Below are 15,877 nucleotides of genomic sequence, written 5' to 3'. Positions count from 1 at the left end.
CGGACGACGTGACAGCCAAGACACTTTGCGCCAGCCTGCTGGCTGTGATGACCCTAACCGCCTGCGGTGAAGACGATATCATTCTGCCCGGCGCGCGCGAACCGATCAGACCAGAAGCCGTCACCGTCAATCAGGCCCTGCCGATCAACCTGCCAGCGCCGCAGCCGCGATCCAGCTGGACGCACCGCAATGGCGACACCGACCATGCGACGCCGCAGGCCGTGTTGTCGGCAGCACCCTCACTGGCGTTTGCGGTGTCGATCGGGGCAGGCGACAGCACCCGCGCGCGCATCACGGCGGAACCCGTGGTTGCAGGCGGCGTCGTCTATACGATGGATGCGCAATCGCGGATCACCGCGACCACCACGGGCGGCGCGCCGGTCTGGTCGGTTGTGCTGACGCCGCCGTCGAACATCCCCAGCGACGTGTCGGGCGGCGGTTTGGCCTTTGGTGGCGGGCGATTGTATGTGACGACGGGTTTCGGCCAGTTGTTCGCGCTGGACCCGGCCACGGGCGGACAATTCTGGACGCAGGATCTGGACGCACCGGGCACATCCGCCCCAACGGTCTTTGGCGATCTGGTTTATGCTGTCAGCCGTGATGGCACCGGTTGGGCCATCGACACGGTGGACGGGCGCATCCGCTATCAGGTGGGGGGTGTGCCGTCGGTGTCGTCCTTTGCCGGCGGTGCCGGGCCTGCGGTGACATCCGATCTGGCGGTGTTTCCGTTTTCGTCCGGTCAGGTGATCGGGGTCTTCCCGCAGGGTGGTATCGAACGCTGGTCGCAGATCGTGTCCGGCGACCGCCTGGGTGAAGCCGTTTCTAATATTTCTGACATCGCCGGTGACCCGGTGATTGATGGCGACCGGGTTTACGTAGGCAATTTTTCGGGCCGCACGGCGGCCTTGGATGCAGCCACCGGCGATCGGATCTGGACGATCGAGGAAGGTGCCGTTGGTCCGGTCTGGCCTGCGGGCGGTTCGGTCTTTATGGTCAATGACCTGAACCAGTTGATCCGTCTGGATGCGGCGACGGGCGCGACGATCTGGCGGGTGGCTTTGCCGGACTTCGTCGATAACGGCGGATTTTTCCGCAGCAAACGCACCGTTTTTGCGCATTATGGTCCGGTCATGGCCAGCAACCGCCTGATTGTCGCATCGTCTGACGGACAGTTGCGGTCGTTCGATCCCCGGTCGGGCGCGCTGCTGTCATCCATCGCCATTCCCGGCGGTGCTGCATCGGCCCCCGCGCTTGCGAACGGTGTTCTGTATCTGGTCAGCAAAGACGGGCAACTGCTGGCTTTCCGTTGACGCAAGTCCGGTGTAAGACCCGGAGCTTGACCCAGCCGGAGCCTTTGCCATGACCTTTACCCTTGCCCTTGTGGGCCGCCCGAATGTTGGCAAATCGACGCTGTTCAACCGGCTGGTCGGTAAGAAACTGGCGTTGGTCGATGACCAGCCCGGTGTGACGCGCGATCTGCGCGAAGGTCCGGGGCGGATTGCGGATGTGAAATTCACCGTGATCGACACCGCCGGCCTGGAAGAAGCAACCGACGAATCGTTGCAGGGCCGGATGCGGCGTCTGACCGAACGTGCCGTGGAAATGGCCGATGTCTGCCTGTTCATGATCGACGCCCGGGCCGGTGTGCTGCCCGCCGACGAGGTGTTCGCGGAAATTCTGCGCCGCAAGAACGCGCATGTGATCCTTGCCGCCAACAAGGGCGAGGGCAAGGCCGCCGACGCCACCATCCTTGAAGCTTATGCGCTGGGTCTGGGTGAGCCGATCCGCATCTCCGCCGAACACGGCGAGGGCATGGGTGAGTTGATGGACGTCCTGCGTCCGCTGTCAGAAGAATTCGCCGCGCGCGCGCAGGCCGATGCGCCCGAAACGGACGTCGATGTCGACGACGATGCGGCCGAAGACGATGACGCCGTGCGGACGCCCACCCGGTCACGCCCGTTGCAGATTGCCGTGGTGGGCCGTCCGAATGCGGGCAAATCCACGCTGATCAACAAGATCCTTGGTGAGGACCGCCTGCTGACCGGGCCAGAAGCCGGGATCACCCGTGACGCCATTTCGGTCCAGACCGATTGGGGTGGGGTGCCCATGCGGATTTTCGACACCGCCGGTATGCGCAAAAAGGCGCGGATTTCCGAAAAGCTTGAAAAGCTGTCGGTCAGTGACGGTCTGCGTGCGGTGAAATTTGCCGAGGTCGTGATCGTGTTGCTGGATGTGGATATTCCGTTCGAACAGCAGGATTTGCGGATCGCGGACCTTGCGGAACGTGAAGGCCGCGCCGTGGTGATCGGCGTCAACAAGTGGGACACCGAAGACGACAAGCAAGACAAGCTGCGCGAGTTGAAAGAAGAATTTGGACGGCTGTTGCCGCAGCTTCGCGGTGCGCCCCTTGTCACGGTGTCTGCCAAGACGGGCAAAGGGCTGGACCGGCTGCAAGAGGCCGTGATGAAGGTCTACGAGACATGGAACCGCCGCGTGACCACAGCGCAGTTGAACCGTTGGCTGACGGGAATGCTGGAACAGCACCCGCCCCCCGCACCGGGCGGCAAGCGGATCAAGATGCGCTACGCCACACAGGTCAAGACGCGGCCGCCGGGGTTCGTCGTGATGACATCGCATCCCGATCTCGTGCCGGCGAGCTATAATCGTTATCTGGTCAACGGTTTGCGAGAAGATTTTGACATGCCGGGCACGCCGATCCGGCTGACGCTGCGCGATCAGGGCGACAAGAACCCTTATAAGGATCGCAAATCGTCGCAACCGTCGCGGTTGTCAAAGCACAAGAAAAAGCCCGGCAGCGACCGCTAATCCCTGGTCGGTATCGGGCGTGTCGGTGTGTAGATCGCCATCACGCACAGCAGCACGGCAATCCCCGATACCGCCGTCGCCGTGACCATGAAATTGGTCACGCCATTGGCCGCGCAGATGCCTGCCAGCGCCCAGATCACAGCAATCAGATAGGCTGGGGACGGCACCATAAAATAGACCGCTACCGTCGGCAAAAGCGCTGTCAGGATACCGATGTAGGCCCAGCCATAAGCGCCGAATACGATATCGTAACCCGCCAACACCGTGCCCAGCGAGACAAAGCTGGCGGCGGTCAGCCAGCCTGCATACAGCCCCACGGGCGCCCGCAGATAAAGCCTGTCCTGCGATGGGCTGCGCACCAGCGCGACGATGGCGAGGATCAGCATGATCCAGATCGTGACGGTCGCCCAGACGGGGCTTTGATTGGCAATCCACAACCACGGCACGCCGACTGCCAGATTGCCGCAAAGCGGCCAGCGCACCGCTTGCCATGCAGGGTCTTGTGGGCGTTTCAAAACGCCATAACCGGCTGAGATCAAAAGCCAGACATAGATCAGCCCCCAGATCGCAAACGCATAGCCCGCAGGCTGGATGGGTGGATCCACTTGCGGCACAGGCAGTTGCGACGCGTCAAAACCGCTGAAGGATACAAAAAGCGGCGACGCCGCAAAAGCGGCGGTCAGGATCAGCGTCAGAAGGGCGAGTGTTTTGTTCATGCCATCCAACGTTGCGTCCTGCCACTTAGTTTCTGCGTTCGTCAGCTTAATTGACCAGTCGCGGTAATGTGCGTTTTTCCGCCCAGATAAGGGTGCAGGACTGCTGGCAGGATCACGGAACCGTCAGCTTGCTGGCCATTTTCGACGACTGCAATCAATGTCCGACCGACGGCCAGTCCTGACCCGTTGAGCGTGTGCACGAACTCCGGCTTGCCACCGTCCTGGGGTTTGAACCGGGCGTTCATGCGGCGTGCCTGATAGGCGCCGCAGGTCGAAACGCTTGAAATCTCGCGGTAGGCGTTCTGGCCGGGCAGCCACACTTCGATATCGTGGGTGCGGCGCGCACCGGCCCCCATGTCACCCGCACACAAGACCACGGTGCGATAGGGCAGGTCCAGCTTGTCCAGGATCGCTTCGGCACAGCGCGTCATGCGGTCGTGTTCCGCTTCGCTTTGGTCGGGGTGGGTGATGCTGACCATTTCGACCTTTTCGAACTGGTGCTGACGCAACATGCCACTGGTATCACGTCCGGCGCTGCCGGCTTCGGACCGGAAACACAGGGTATGTGCCACGTAGCGATGGGGCAGGGTCGCCGCATCGACAGTTGTGTCGTTGACCGTGTTGGTCAGCGGCACCTCTGCCGTGGGGATCAGCCACCAGCCGTTTGTGGTCTGATAGCTGTCTTCTCCGAATTTGGGCAGTTGGCCGGTGCCGACCATCATGTCCTCGCGGACCATGACGGGCACGTTTGCTTCTGTCAGGGCGTGTTCGTCGATGTGGGTGTCCAGCATGAATTGTGCCAGTGCCCGGTGCAGGCGGGCCGTGGCCCCGGTCAGCATCACGAAACGGCTGCCCGACAGTTTGGCGGCTGTTTCAAAATCCATGCCCGCAGCGACGCCGGGAATGTCATAGTGTTCCAGCGCGGCAAAATCGAAATTCCGCGGCGACCCGACACGGCGCAATTCGACGTTGTCGGTTTCATCGACGCCGTCAGGCACGTCGTCATAGGGCAGGTTCGGCAATTCCAGCAGGCGCTGCGTCAGCTTGGCGTCCAGATCCTTGGCGGTGGCGTTCAGGTCGGCAATCTGTGCCTTGGCATCGGCCATCTGGGCACGCAGGCGCTGGAATTCATCTTCGTCGCCCTTGGCCTTTGCGGCACCGACCTGTTTTGCGGCGGCGTTGGCGGCGGCTTGTGCATCCTCTGCCGCCTTGATCGCCTGACGGCGCTGACTGTCGAGTGCCAGAATCGCCTCGGCCTGGGCATCCATCCCGCGCCGGGACAGCGCCGCGTCAAATCCAGCGGGGTCGTCACGGATCAGGCGAATATCATGCATGGCGGGTCCTTACGCAGTTGTTGCGCGCGGTATGCCCGATCAGGGGCGCTGGGTGAAGGGGTTGTCGGTGATTTGCGCATGTTGGTGGTGGTCCGCCTTGGCGTTTGCCATCCGCCTGACTATATCGCTGCTGCACGTCCGGGGGATGGTTGCCATTCGGCAACCCCGCTTCTAGTGTGCCGCGACTTTGAACCGGGCGCCCTGCGCCGCCACCCTGAGGAGCCCGCCATGGAAGGCATCGCATCCATCGTCCCGCTGTTTTTGATTTTCGGGATCATGTATTTCCTGTTGATCCGCCCGCAGCAAAAGAAACTGAAAGAACACGCCGCGATGGTGGCAGCCCTGCGGCGTGGCGATCAGGTCATCACCCAAGGCGGGATCGTCGGCAAAGTGACCGCCGTGCGCGAAGCTGAAAAAGAGCTGGAAGTCGAAATTGCATCCGGCGTCAAGGTGCGCGTGATCCAATCGACCATCGCGACGGTCATCAACAAGACCGAACCGGCGAAATAAGCCCTGACGACATAAAGGGGCCAAGGGGGCCTTTAAATGCTGCACATCTCGCCGTTTCGGCAAGCGTTGATCTGGCTGACAGTCACGGTCGGGCTTTTGCTGGCCCTTCCGAACCTGTTTTACGACCGCGTGGAACGTTACAACGATCAGGTGACAACCGGGGCGGACGCGTCCGGCTGGCCGTCGTTCCTGCCGTCCAATCTGGTTAATCTGGGCCTGGACCTGCGCGGTGGTGCGCATCTGCTGGCGCAGGTCAATACCGCCGATGTCTATGCCAGCATCATGGATGCCACATGGCCCGAAGTGCGCGATGCGCTGGCTGCCGAACGCGATACAGTCGGTTTCGTGACCCGCGAAAACAGCGCGCCTCATCGTCTGATCGTGCGTGTGTCCGATGCCGCTGGTGCGGCCCGTGCGGCGGAAATCGTGCGCGGTCTGGCCCGCCCGATCCAATCGCTGACCGGGGCGGGGTCCACCGACATCGTGGTTTCGCAAAACGGCCCGGTGCTGACGATCTCGCTGTCTGATGCGGAAAAGCAGGCTGTCGATGATCGCACCATGCAGCAAAGTCTTGAAATCATCCGCCGTCGTATCGACGAGGTCGGGACCCGCGAACCGGTGATCCAGCGTCAGGGCGACGACCGCATCCTGATTCAGGTGCCGGGCGTCGGGTCCAGTGCCGAAATCATCGCCCTGATCGGCACCACGGCACAACTGACGTTCCAACAGGTCATTGGTCCGGTCAGCGAACCGGATGCAACCGCGGGCGTCGGTCAGGAAATCCTGCCGTCACTTGATGAACCCGGTCTGTCCTACATTCTGGACAGTGCACCGGTGGTGACAGGCGAAGAGCTTGTCGATGCACAGCCTGCATTCGACCAGAATGGCCGCCCCGCGGTCAATTTCCGGTTCAACGTATCGGGCGCGCGCAAATTCGGTGATTACACGCTGGACCACATCGGCACACAGTTCGCCATCGTCCTTGACGAAGAAGTCATCAGCGCCCCGGTCATCCAATCACATATCCCCGGCGGATCGGGCATCATCACGGGCAATTTCACGGTCGAGGAATCGACCAACCTGGCGGTTTTATTGCGGGCAGGTGCCCTGCCGGCCTCGTTGGATTTTCTGGAAGAACGGACCATTGGACCGCAGCTGGGTCAGGATAGCATCGACGCAGGGAAACGCGCGGCCGTGGTCGGCGGATTGCTGGTCGTTGTGTTCATGGGCTTGACCTATGGCCTGTTCGGCATTTTTGCAAACATCGCGCTGGTCGTGAACCTTGCGCTGATATTTGGCATCCTGTCGCTGATCGGCGCGACCCTGACGTTGCCGGGGATCGCAGGGATCGTGTTGACGGTCGGCATGGCGGTCGACGCCAACGTGCTGGTTTTCGAACGCATCCGCGAAGAGCTGAAAACAGCCAAAGGCCCCGCCCGCGCGATTGAACTGGGGTATGAACGGGCGCTGTCCGCAATTATCGATGCCAACATCACGACCCTGATCACGGCGGGCATCCTGTACTGGCTGGGGTCTGGTCCGGTGCGCGGCTTTGCCGTGACCCTGGGTCTGGGGATCGTCACGTCCGTATTCACCGCGATTTTCGTCACACGCGCGCTAATCGTGCTGTGGTTCTCGCGCAAGCGTCCCAAGACAATCGAGGTCTGATTCCATGCGTATGCGCCTGATCCCCGACAATACGAACATCAACTTTTTCAAGTACGCGGGTGTCACCTTTGGTGGCAGTCTGGTGATGCTGGCCGCGTCCGTTGTGGTTTATCTGATGTTCGGTCTGAACTATGGTATCGACTTTCGCGGCGGGACGACGATCCGCACCGAAAGCACGCAAATGGTCGATGTCAGCGCCTATCGCAGTACGCTGGATGCGCTGGAACTGGGCGACGTCAGCATTACAGAAGTGTACGACCCCGGATTTCGGGACGACCAGAACGTAGCGTCGGTCCGTATTCAGGCCCAGGACGGTGCGGAAAGCGTGACAGCGGAAACCATCGATACCATCCGCATCGCGCTGCAACAGGTCGCGCCCGATATCGAATTTACCTCTGTCGAAAGCGTGGGGCCAACCGTGTCGGGCGAATTGATCCGGTCCGCGATCCTTGCCGTGCTGGGGGCGCTGACTGCGATCATCATCTATGTCTGGCTGCGGTTCGAATGGCAGTTCGCTGTCGGTGGCATCGTGGCCTTGGTGCATGATATCGGCCTGACAATCGGGTTGTTCTCGTTGCTGCAGATCCGGTTCGACCTTGCCATCATTGCGGCACTTTTGACGATCGTGGGCTATTCCATCAACGATACCGTGGTCGTATTTGACCGCGTCCGCGAAAACCTGCGCAAATACAAGGTCATGCCGCTGGTCGACGTGTTGAACATATCCGCCAACGAAACGCTCAGCCGGACCATGATGACGTCAGGCACGACGTTGCTGGCGCTGCTGGCTTTGCTGGCGCTGGGTGGTGACGTGATCCGCGGTTTCGTCTTTGCCATCACATGGGGTATCGTTGTCGGCACCTATTCGTCGGTCTATATTGCCAAGAACGTCGTGTTGATGCTGGGCGTCAAACGCGACTGGTCGAAAAAGAATCCCGCAACCGGAGGGCGTTACGCCGACGCCGAGGATAACTGATGCGCCTGACCGAAATCACATATGACAAATCCAAGCCGATCGATGGCTACGGCCCGGGGTTTTTCCGGATCGGCGGACAGGTGATCGAAGGTCCAGTGACGGTTTTGCCATCGGGTATCGCCACATGGGGCGGGTTCGACGATATCGACATGCTGCTGGAACAGGCGGACAGCATCGACGTGCTGTTCGTCGGCACCGGGGCAGAGGTTGCACATGCGCCCAAGGCATTCCGCACCGCATTGGAAGAGGCGGGCATCGGCATTGATGTCATGGCATCGCCTGCCGCGTGCCGCACGTTCAACGTGCTGCTAAGCGAAGGGCGTCGCGTCGCCCTTGCGCTGATCCCGGTCTGACCGCGATGCTGCAGGTCACGGACCTGCGCTGCGCGCGTGGCGGTGTGCCCGTACTGGAACGTATCAGCTTTACCTTGCAGCCGGGGGACGCACTGATCCTGCGTGGCCCCAACGGTGTGGGCAAAACCACCCTGCTGCGAACCTTGGCGGGCCTGCAACCCGCTTTGTCCGGTACCTATGATTATGCCGAAGGGGCGGGCGCATATGCCAGCCACGCCGATGGGATCAAATTGGCGCTGACGGTCCGCGAAAACCTGACATTCTGGGCGCAGGTCCATGGCCGTAGCGTGCCAGACAGTGCCTATGACACGTTCGATCTGGGTGATCTGCGCGACCGGATGGCGGGCACGCTTTCGGCGGGACAAAAACGGCGCGTCGGTCTGGCCCGGCTGGCGGTTATCGGACGTCGTGTGCTGTTTCTGGACGAACCGACGGTCAGCCTTGACGGATTTTCGGTGCGGATGTTTGCGGACTGGATGCGCGATCATCATCTGGGGCAGGGTGGCTGTGCCGTCATCGCCACACACATCGATCTGGGATTGGATGCGCCGACGCTGGACCTGACACCGCATATCGCGGCCGCGGATGCGGACGGCGGGTCGGACGAGGCGTTTTTGTGATTGCCCTGTTGCTGCGTGATCTGCGGTTGTCTATCCGTGCGGGCGGTGGGTTCGGGCTGGGACTTGCGTTTTTTTTGATTGTCGTCGTGCTGGTGCCCTTTGGCGTGGGCCCCGACCGCGCCGTTTTGACCCCCATCGCGCCCGGTATTTTGTGGGTTGCGGCGTTGCTGGCGGCCCTGTTGTCGCTGGACCGAATCTTTGCGCTGGATTTCGAGGACGGATCGCTGCCGTTGCTGGCCACCGCACCGATCCCGCTGGAAGGCGTGGCACTGGTCAAGGCCGTGTCGCACTGGATCACGACCGGGTTGCCGCTGACCTTTGCGGCACCCTTGCTTGGGTTTTTTCTGAACATGGCACCAGAGGCTTATCTGTGGCTGCTGGCGTCGCTCGCGCTTGGCACGCCTGCGCTGTCGATGATCGGCACATTCGGGGCGGCGCTGACGGTTGGTCTGCGCAGGGGCGGTCTGCTGCTGTCGCTTTTGGTGCTACCGCTTTATATCCCGACACTCATCTTTGGTGCCGAGGCGGTGCGCCGTGGTGCCGATGCCACCGGTGCCATCGCCCCCCTGATGCTGTCCGGCGCGATCACACTGGGGTGTCTGGCCTTGCTACCCTTTGCCACGGCGGCCACTTTGCGGATCAATCTGCGGTGAATAGGGATTGAGAGCGCGCGCCGCTGCCTTTAGGAAAATCACATGTCGATATGGGAATATGCCAATCCGAAACGGTTCATGGAATGGACGGCCCCGGTCGTGCCGTGGGCCTTTGGTATTGCGGGCGTGCTGACGCTGGGCGGTCTGTTCTGGGGTTTTTTCCTGACCCCAGAGGCGGACAAGTTCGGATCGACCGTCAAAATCATTTATCTGCACGTGCCTGCGGCGCTGATGGCGATCAACGCATGGTTCATGATGCTGGTCGCATCGCTGATCTGGGTGATCCGCCGCCATCATGTCAGCGCGCTGGCGGCCCGTGCGGCGGCCCCCGTGGGCATGGTGATGACCGTGATTGCACTGGTCACCGGTGCGATCTGGGGGATGCCCACATGGGGCACCTATTGGGTCTGGGACCCGCGCCTGACCAGTTTCATGATCCTGTTCCTGTTCTATCTGGGCTACATCGCCCTGTGGGAAGCGATTGACGATCCCGATACGGCTGCCGATCTGACATCGGTGCTGTGCATCGTCGGGTCGATTTTCGCCATTTTGTCGCGCTATGCGGTCCGGTTCTGGAATCAGGGCCTGCATCAGGGGACGTCCGTGCCTGTCGTCACCGGTGGGCGCACCATTTCGGATGTGTATTTCTGGCCGCTGGTCGCCTGTATGGTGGGCTTTGGCGTGCTGTTCATCGCGCTTGTGCTGATGCGAACCCGCACTGAAATCCGCGTCCGCCGTATCCGCGCCCTAGCTGCGAGGGCTGCACGTGCCTGAATTGGGAAGCTATGCCATCTATGTGGTGTCGTCCTATGTGGCCAGTCTGGTCCTGCTGGCGGCGATCATCGGGCTGACCGTTCTGCGGTCGCGCCGGATCAAACGCCAATTGCAGGAGATCGAACGTGGCTAAGCTGTCGCCCCTGATGATCGTGCCACCCGTGATTTTCGCGGGGCTGGCGGCGTTGTTCTACGGCGGGTTGATGCGTGACAACGCCGGAGAGATCCCATCGACCTTTATCGGTCAGCCTGCGCCGCTGGTCCCTGACGAATCGGTCCCCGGCACTGAACTGTTGACGGGCGCCAATCTGGCTGCGGGTGACGTGACCATCGTGAATTTCTGGGCCAGCTGGTGCCCGCCGTGCCGCGCCGAACATCCGACATTGCAAGCACTGTCGGACGCCGGATACCGGGTCGCGGGCATCAATTTTCGTGACATGGCCGACGATGCTGCAAGCTATCTGGCTGACGAAGGCGACCCGTTCTTTGCCACCGGGTTCGATCCGCGCGGACGGCGGGCGATTGACTGGGGCGTCACCGCGCCACCCGAAACATTCATCGTGGGCGCGGACGGCACCGTCCTGTTCCGCTTTATCGGCCCGTTGATCGGGTCCGATTATGAGCAGCGGTTTGTGCCGATGCTGAACGCGGCAACTGACGGTTAGCAGCCCCGCTAGCGTGGTTCGTGGCAATTTTTTTGACAACGCGGTCTATCGGCAGCGGCTGCATCTGTGCGTCGGCTTGACCCAATGTCATGGGCCGGGATCAAACCGTTGATGTCGGTACACGTCAAAAGGGCCGCGCATGACTGCGCGGCCCTTTTCAATGTCACAGGTCTGACGGATCAGGCGACCTTGGCAAGGTTGCGCAGCACATAGTGCAGTACGCCGCCGTGTTCGACGTATTCGATCTCGATCGCCGTATCGATACGGCACTTGATCTGGATGTCCTTGGTCGTGCCATCGGCATAGGTAATCTGCGCGGTGCAGACCTGCTGCGGCTTGACGTCGGCCAAACCTTCGATGGTAACGGTTTCTTCGCCGGTCAGGTTCAGCGTCGTGCGGGTGTCGCCGCCGGTGAATTCGAACGGCACCACGCCAAATCCCACAAGGTTGGACCGGTGGATGCGTTCAAAGTTTTCAGCGATGACCGCCTTGACGCCCAAAAGTGCGGTGCCCTTGGCCGCCCAGTCGCGGCTGGACCCGGCCCCGTATTGTTCGCCCGCAATCACCACCAGCGGGTTGCCCTGATCCTGATAGGCCATCGCCGCATCAAAGATAGAGGTCTGCGCGCCGTCGGGCCCTTTGGTATAGCCGCCTTCGACACCGTCCAGCATTTCGTTCCGGATACGGATGTTGGCGAATGTGCCGCGCATCATCACCTCGTGGTTGCCGCGCCGCGATCCGTAAGAGTTGAATTCGCGCACCGGCACCTGACGTTCGATCAGATACTGGCCTGCGGGGCTGCTTTCCTTGAACGATCCGGCGGGACTGATGTGGTCGGTCGTGACCATGTCGCCCAGCAATGCCAGCACCTTGGCGTCCTTGACGTCCGCGATGCGGCCGGCGTCTTTGGACATGCCCTGGAAATAGGGCGGGTTCTGCACATAGGTCGATTGCGGCGGCCAGTTGTAGGTTTCACTGTCCGTCACCTCGACGGCCTGCCATTTTTCATCGCCCTTGAACACGTCGGCGTATTTGGACTGGAACGCTTCGCGGGTGACGGTCTTTTCGACCAGCTCTGCGATCTCCTTTTGGCTGGGCCAGATGTCTTTGAGATAGACATCGTTGCCGTCCTTGTCCTTGCCCAGGCTGTCGCGCGTGATGTCGACGTTCATGTCACCGACCAGCGCATAGGCGACAACCAGCGGTGGCGACGCAAGATAGTTGGCGCGCACATCGGGGCTGATCCGACCTTCAAAGTTGCGGTTGCCGGACAGGACCGACACGCCGATGATGTCGTAATCGTTGATCGCCTTGCTGATTTCGGGTTCCAGCGGGCCAGAGTTACCGATGCAGGTGGTGCAGCCGTAGCCGACCAGATCGAAATCCAGCGCATCCAGATCTTCTTGGAGGCCCGCCGCTTCCAGATAGGCGGACACGACCTGCGATCCCGGCGCAAGCGAGGTTTTGACCCACGGTTTGCGGGTCAGGCCCAATGCGCGTGCCTTGCGGGCCACCAGACCCGCGCCGATCATCACATAAGGGTTCGACGTGTTGGTGCAGGACGTGATCGACGCGATCACGATACTGCCGTCGTGGATCTGGTAGTTTTCGCCATGTGGGTTGTTGACGTAGCCGCGCGAATGGTGGCCTTCGTCGCCGGGGATGTTTTGGGGTTCGGGCTGACCGCCTTCGCCTTCCCAGCGAATTTCGGACGTGACGGTGGCGTCCTTGCCGCTGCGTATGCCTTTGACGTATTCCCCGAACGCGCCGGCTGCCAGGTCCAGATTGATGTGGTCCTGCGGACGCTTGGGGCCAGAAATCGCGGGCACGACGGTGCCCATATCCAGTGCCAGCGTGTCGGTATAGACAGGGTCGTAATCGGCGTGCCGCCAGAACCCGTTTTCCTTGGCGTAGGCTTCGACCAGCGCGATACGGTCTTCTTCACGGCCCGTCAGGCGCAGGTATTTCAGCGTTTCGTTGTCGATCGGGAAATAACCGCAGGTCGCCCCATATTCGGGTGCCATGTTGCCGATGGTGGCGCGGTCCGCCAGAGGCAGGTTGTCCAGACCGGGGCCGTAGAATTCCACGAATTTGCCGACCACGCCCTTTTCGCGCAGCATTTCGACGACTTTCAGCACCAGATCGGTCGCGGTGGTGCCTTCGGTCATCTCTCCGGTCAGTTTGAAACCGACGACTTCGGGGATCAGCATGGACACAGGCTGGCCCAGCATCGCGGCTTCTGCTTCGATCCCGCCGACGCCCCAGCCCAGAACGGCCAGACCATTGACCATCGTGGTGTGGCTGTCGGTGCCGACCAGCGTGTCAGGATAGGCGATTTCGGTGCCGTGCTGATCGGTGTCGGTCCAGACGGTCTGCGCCAGATATTCAAGGTTGACCTGATGGCAGATCCCGGTGCCCGGCGGCACAACGCGAAAGTTGTTAAACGCCTTTTGGCCCCATTTCAGGAACTGATAGCGTTCCATGTTCCGTTCGTATTCGCGGTCCACGTTCATCTGAAACGCGCGGGGGTTGCCGAATTCGTCGATCATCACCGAATGGTCGATCACCAGATCGACAGGGTTCAGCGGGTTGATCTGCTGTGCATCACCGCCCAGTGCGACGATCCCGTCGCGCATCGCGGCAAGGTCGACGACGGCAGGCACGCCTGTGAAATCCTGCATCAATACGCGGGCAGGGCGATAGGCAATTTCAATCGGGTTCTTGCCGCCCTGTTCGGCCCATGTGGCAAATGCCTTGATATCATCGGTCGTGACGGTCTTGCCGTCCTCGAACCGCAGCATGTTTTCCAACACGACCTTCAGCGCTGCGGGAAGCTTGGAAAAATCGCCAAGCCCCGCGTCTGTCGCGGCGTCGATGGAATAATAATCGACCGAACGGTCGCCCACGGTCAATGTCTTGCGGGTCTTTGCGGTATCTGTGCCGACGGTGACGGTCATGATGTCCCTTCCAGAATTTGCGTTTGATGCAATACTTAGTTCGGGTTTTGCAGCAGGCGAGCCGGGGGATCAAGTGCCTGCACGCATTTTTGTATACATTGGCATACAGAAAGTGAACTGTGACCCGAAGGTCGCGCAAAACGGTGTCTTTGCGAACGTCGCAATTGGTTGATTGGTTATTTCAAGGCAGAGGCGTTACCCCGTCCACGATCCCAGATGGAGCCGGATGATGCGTCACACACTTGCCGTTCTAGCATGCAGCATCGGGTTTGCCGGGGCCGCGACGGCCCAGCATACCGGAACGGTGGTTGAACTCTATACCTCTCAGGGATGTTCCAGCTGCCCGCCCGCCGATCACCTGTTGGCGCAGCTTGCCGATCACGACGGGGTTATCGCATTGGCCCTGCACGTTGATTACTGGGATTATATCGGTTGGGCGGACGATCTGGCGCAACCCGCCTTTACCGACCGGCAGCGCGGCTATGCGCACAAATGGAATGCGCCGAACCTTTATACACCGCAGATGGTGATTGCGGGCACCGAAGACGTGGTCGGCAGCGATACGGCAGATGTGATGATGCATCTGGCGCGCCATCAGGCAACGCCATATCCCGTTGTGGTCGATGCCGTCTGGCGCGGTGACGGGCTATTCATCGCGGCCCACGCTGAAGGGGCGGTGCCGGACCGCGCCACGGTGCAGATCGTGACATTGGAACCGTCCGTCACGCGTGACATCACGCGCGGTGAAAACGCCGGAAAAACGATCGAATACCGCAATGTGGTGACCGATTGGACCGTTGCCGGGGATTGGATGACTGCCGACGCTTTGGATATGTCGGTGCCGCTGGAACGCGCCGGTCCGATCGTGGTGATCGTGCAGGATGGAACGGACGGGCCGATTTTGGGTGCGGTGAAACTGCCCTAAGGGCCGGGTTTCCAGCGACGATGGACCCAAAACCACTGGCCCGGGTGGCGTGCAATCCGCTGTTCAAGGCTGTAGGTCGCGCGCTGCATCATGGCGAGGGGTGCGTCATGGGGGATGGGTGCATCGACTTCGACCTTGAATGACAGACCGTCGGGTTGCCGGATGCCGAAATAGGGCACGAGCAAAGCATCGAACCGCAATGCCATGTCCGCTGCCGACAGCGACGTCAGCGCGTCATGTCCCAGAAATGGGATTGCGGTGCCTTCGGTCACGTGGACGTCAAACAGCAATGTGCCCATGCCGCCGGTCTTGATATGGCGGGCAAAACCCATGGTGCCGCGCTTGCCTTGGGCAAACACCGGGCCGCCCCAACTGGTCATCGTCTTGCGGTAATGGGCATCGACGTAGCCGTTTGACATCGGGCGATACAACCCGCCGATGGTCAGGCCTGATTGCGTCAGGACGTGCCGGGGCGCTTCGAAATTGCCAAAATGCCCGGTCACGAAAATGATCGGGCGCCCGTCTGATGCGGCCTGCGCAACCGCATCGACACCGTCCCCCGTGGGGCGTGTGTTCTGCAATCGGGCGGCCAGTTCCGTATGGGAATAGTTTTCAATCAGCGTGCGGCCAAAATTATCGCAGACCATGTCAGCGATCCGGGTGCGATTCTGGGCCGAAAGGTCGGGCCGGATCATGGCAAGGTTGCGCATGGCGCGCCGTTTGTATCCCGCCAGTGGCCCCAACGCGCGGCTGACCAGCCGCCCCATCAGTGGCACACGGCGTTCATACGGCAGCCGCATCGCGCCAGCCAGAACACTGCGCAGCGCGGCGTCCTGCAGTTTTTCGCTCAAACTGCCGTGGGTGGTTGGGTCGGTCATCCCGTGTGGTTAGACGGCAACC

At 61.2% G+C, this 15,877-nt stretch carries 16 protein-coding genes; 12 read left to right on the top strand and 4 right to left on the bottom strand.

The annotated features are described in order from the left end of the window. Positions 1-8 precede the first annotated feature (8 nt). Both GZH79_RS14675 and der read left to right on the top strand, forming a co-directional pair. Positions 9-1,310: a PQQ-binding-like beta-propeller repeat protein gene (locus GZH79_RS14675; RefSeq protein WP_349291214.1), complete on the top strand. Its 1,302-nt coding sequence runs from the start codon at positions 9-11 to the stop codon at positions 1,308-1,310. A 49-nt stretch (positions 1,311-1,359) separates the two neighbouring features. After that, positions 1,360-2,826 (top strand): ribosome biogenesis GTPase Der, encoded by a 1,467-nt coding sequence (gene der / locus GZH79_RS14670; RefSeq protein ID WP_211644517.1) that lies wholly within the window; start codon positions 1,360-1,362, stop codon positions 2,824-2,826. On the opposite strand, the gene GZH79_RS14665 is transcribed toward der, so the two are convergent. Both GZH79_RS14665 and serS read right to left on the bottom strand, forming a co-directional pair. Further along, positions 2,823-3,542, bottom strand: a complete 720-nt coding sequence (locus tag GZH79_RS14665) for a hypothetical protein (RefSeq protein ID WP_211644516.1) — start codon at positions 3,540-3,542, stop codon at positions 2,823-2,825. The genes der and GZH79_RS14665 overlap by 4 nt on opposite strands. A 41-nt stretch (positions 3,543-3,583) precedes the next feature. Next, on the bottom strand, positions 3,584-4,876 hold the full coding sequence (gene serS / locus GZH79_RS14660; protein ID WP_211644515.1) for a serine--tRNA ligase: 1,293 nt from the start codon (positions 4,874-4,876) through the stop codon (positions 3,584-3,586). 228 nt (positions 4,877-5,104) lie between these two features. Here serS and yajC point away from each other — a divergent pair, with 228 nt between their 5' ends. The 9 genes from yajC to GZH79_RS14615 are packed head-to-tail and all read left to right on the top strand — an operon-like array spanning position 5,105 to position 11,095. Beyond that, positions 5,105-5,386 (top strand): preprotein translocase subunit YajC, encoded by a 282-nt coding sequence (gene yajC, locus GZH79_RS14655; RefSeq protein ID WP_211644514.1) that lies wholly within the window; start codon positions 5,105-5,107, stop codon positions 5,384-5,386. Between the two features lie 36 nt (positions 5,387-5,422). After that, complete coding sequence (gene secD / locus GZH79_RS14650) at positions 5,423-7,054, top strand: protein translocase subunit SecD (RefSeq protein WP_211644513.1); 1,632 nt, start codon at positions 5,423-5,425, stop codon at positions 7,052-7,054. 4 nt (positions 7,055-7,058) lie between these two features. Further along, positions 7,059-8,030, top strand: coding sequence for a protein translocase subunit SecF (gene secF / locus GZH79_RS14645; protein ID WP_211644512.1), 972 nt, complete (start codon positions 7,059-7,061; stop codon positions 8,028-8,030). Continuing rightward, a complete protein-coding gene (locus GZH79_RS14640; protein ID WP_211644511.1) occupies positions 8,030-8,383 on the top strand; it encodes an Mth938-like domain-containing protein in 354 nt (117 codons plus the stop codon). Before secF ends, GZH79_RS14640 begins: the two co-directional genes overlap by 1 nt. A gap of 5 nt (positions 8,384-8,388) precedes the next feature. Beyond that, positions 8,389-9,003: a heme ABC exporter ATP-binding protein CcmA gene (gene ccmA, locus GZH79_RS14635; RefSeq protein WP_211644510.1), complete on the top strand. Its 615-nt coding sequence runs from the start codon at positions 8,389-8,391 to the stop codon at positions 9,001-9,003. Beyond that, positions 9,000-9,656 (top strand): heme exporter protein CcmB, encoded by a 657-nt coding sequence (gene ccmB, locus GZH79_RS14630; protein ID WP_211644509.1) that lies wholly within the window; start codon positions 9,000-9,002, stop codon positions 9,654-9,656. The genes ccmA and ccmB overlap by 4 nt, the downstream gene beginning before the upstream one ends. 42 nt (positions 9,657-9,698) lie before the next feature. Next, on the top strand, positions 9,699-10,430 hold the full coding sequence (gene ccmC / locus GZH79_RS14625) for a heme ABC transporter permease CcmC (protein ID WP_211644508.1): 732 nt from the start codon (positions 9,699-9,701) through the stop codon (positions 10,428-10,430). Beyond that, positions 10,423-10,563, top strand: a complete 141-nt coding sequence (gene ccmD, locus GZH79_RS14620) for a heme exporter protein CcmD (RefSeq protein WP_211644507.1) — start codon at positions 10,423-10,425, stop codon at positions 10,561-10,563. Before ccmC ends, ccmD begins: the two co-directional genes overlap by 8 nt. After that, entirely contained in the window at positions 10,556-11,095 is a 540-nt protein-coding gene (locus GZH79_RS14615) for a DsbE family thiol:disulfide interchange protein (RefSeq protein ID WP_211644506.1), read from the top strand. The genes ccmD and GZH79_RS14615 overlap by 8 nt, the downstream gene beginning before the upstream one ends. A gap of 179 nt (positions 11,096-11,274) precedes the next feature. Here the strand turns inward: GZH79_RS14615 and acnA are convergent, their stop codons facing one another. Then, positions 11,275-14,052, bottom strand: a complete 2,778-nt coding sequence (acnA, locus tag GZH79_RS14610; RefSeq protein WP_211644505.1) for an aconitate hydratase AcnA — start codon at positions 14,050-14,052, stop codon at positions 11,275-11,277. 229 nt (positions 14,053-14,281) lie between these two features. Between acnA and GZH79_RS14605 the strand changes: the two genes are divergently transcribed. Beyond that, positions 14,282-14,977: a DUF1223 domain-containing protein gene (locus GZH79_RS14605; protein WP_211644504.1), complete on the top strand. Its 696-nt coding sequence runs from the start codon at positions 14,282-14,284 to the stop codon at positions 14,975-14,977. Here the strand turns inward: GZH79_RS14605 and GZH79_RS14600 are convergent. Then, complete coding sequence (locus GZH79_RS14600) at positions 14,974-15,855, bottom strand: lysophospholipid acyltransferase family protein (protein ID WP_211644503.1); 882 nt, start codon at positions 15,853-15,855, stop codon at positions 14,974-14,976. The two genes, GZH79_RS14605 and GZH79_RS14600, sit on opposite strands and share 4 nt — an antisense overlap. Positions 15,856-15,877 lie beyond the last annotated feature (22 nt).

This window comes from Loktanella sp. SALINAS62, from assembly GCF_018263905.1.
In the GTDB taxonomy this organism is placed as follows: Bacteria; Pseudomonadota; Alphaproteobacteria; order Rhodobacterales; family Rhodobacteraceae; genus Loktanella.
Note: the sequence above shows the minus strand (reverse complement) of the source record. Positions and strands in the feature narration are given on the sequence as shown.

Bases quoted from the DNA above. Each gene is read 5' to 3' on its own strand.
- der (WP_211644517.1), top strand. From the start codon at position 1,360: ATGACCTTTACCCTTGCCCTTGTGGGCCGCCCGAATGTTGGCAAATCG.
- GZH79_RS14665 (WP_211644516.1), bottom strand. From the start codon at position 3,542: ATGAACAAAACACTCGCCCTTCTGACGCTGATCCTGACCGCCGCTTTT.
- serS (WP_211644515.1), bottom strand. From the start codon at position 4,876: ATGCATGATATTCGCCTGATCCGTGACGACCCCGCTGGATTTGACGCG.
- yajC (WP_211644514.1), top strand. From the start codon at position 5,105: ATGGAAGGCATCGCATCCATCGTCCCGCTGTTTTTGATTTTCGGGATC.
- secD (WP_211644513.1), top strand. From the start codon at position 5,423: ATGCTGCACATCTCGCCGTTTCGGCAAGCGTTGATCTGGCTGACAGTC.
- secF (WP_211644512.1), top strand. From the start codon at position 7,059: ATGCGTATGCGCCTGATCCCCGACAATACGAACATCAACTTTTTCAAG.
- GZH79_RS14640 (WP_211644511.1), top strand. From the start codon at position 8,030: ATGCGCCTGACCGAAATCACATATGACAAATCCAAGCCGATCGATGGC.
- ccmA (WP_211644510.1), top strand. From the start codon at position 8,389: ATGCTGCAGGTCACGGACCTGCGCTGCGCGCGTGGCGGTGTGCCCGTA.
- ccmC (WP_211644508.1), top strand. From the start codon at position 9,699: ATGTCGATATGGGAATATGCCAATCCGAAACGGTTCATGGAATGGACG.
- acnA (WP_211644505.1), bottom strand. From the start codon at position 14,052: ATGACCGTCACCGTCGGCACAGATACCGCAAAGACCCGCAAGACATTG.
- GZH79_RS14605 (WP_211644504.1), top strand. From the start codon at position 14,282: ATGCGTCACACACTTGCCGTTCTAGCATGCAGCATCGGGTTTGCCGGG.
- GZH79_RS14600 (WP_211644503.1), bottom strand. From the start codon at position 15,855: ATGACCGACCCAACCACCCACGGCAGTTTGAGCGAAAAACTGCAGGAC.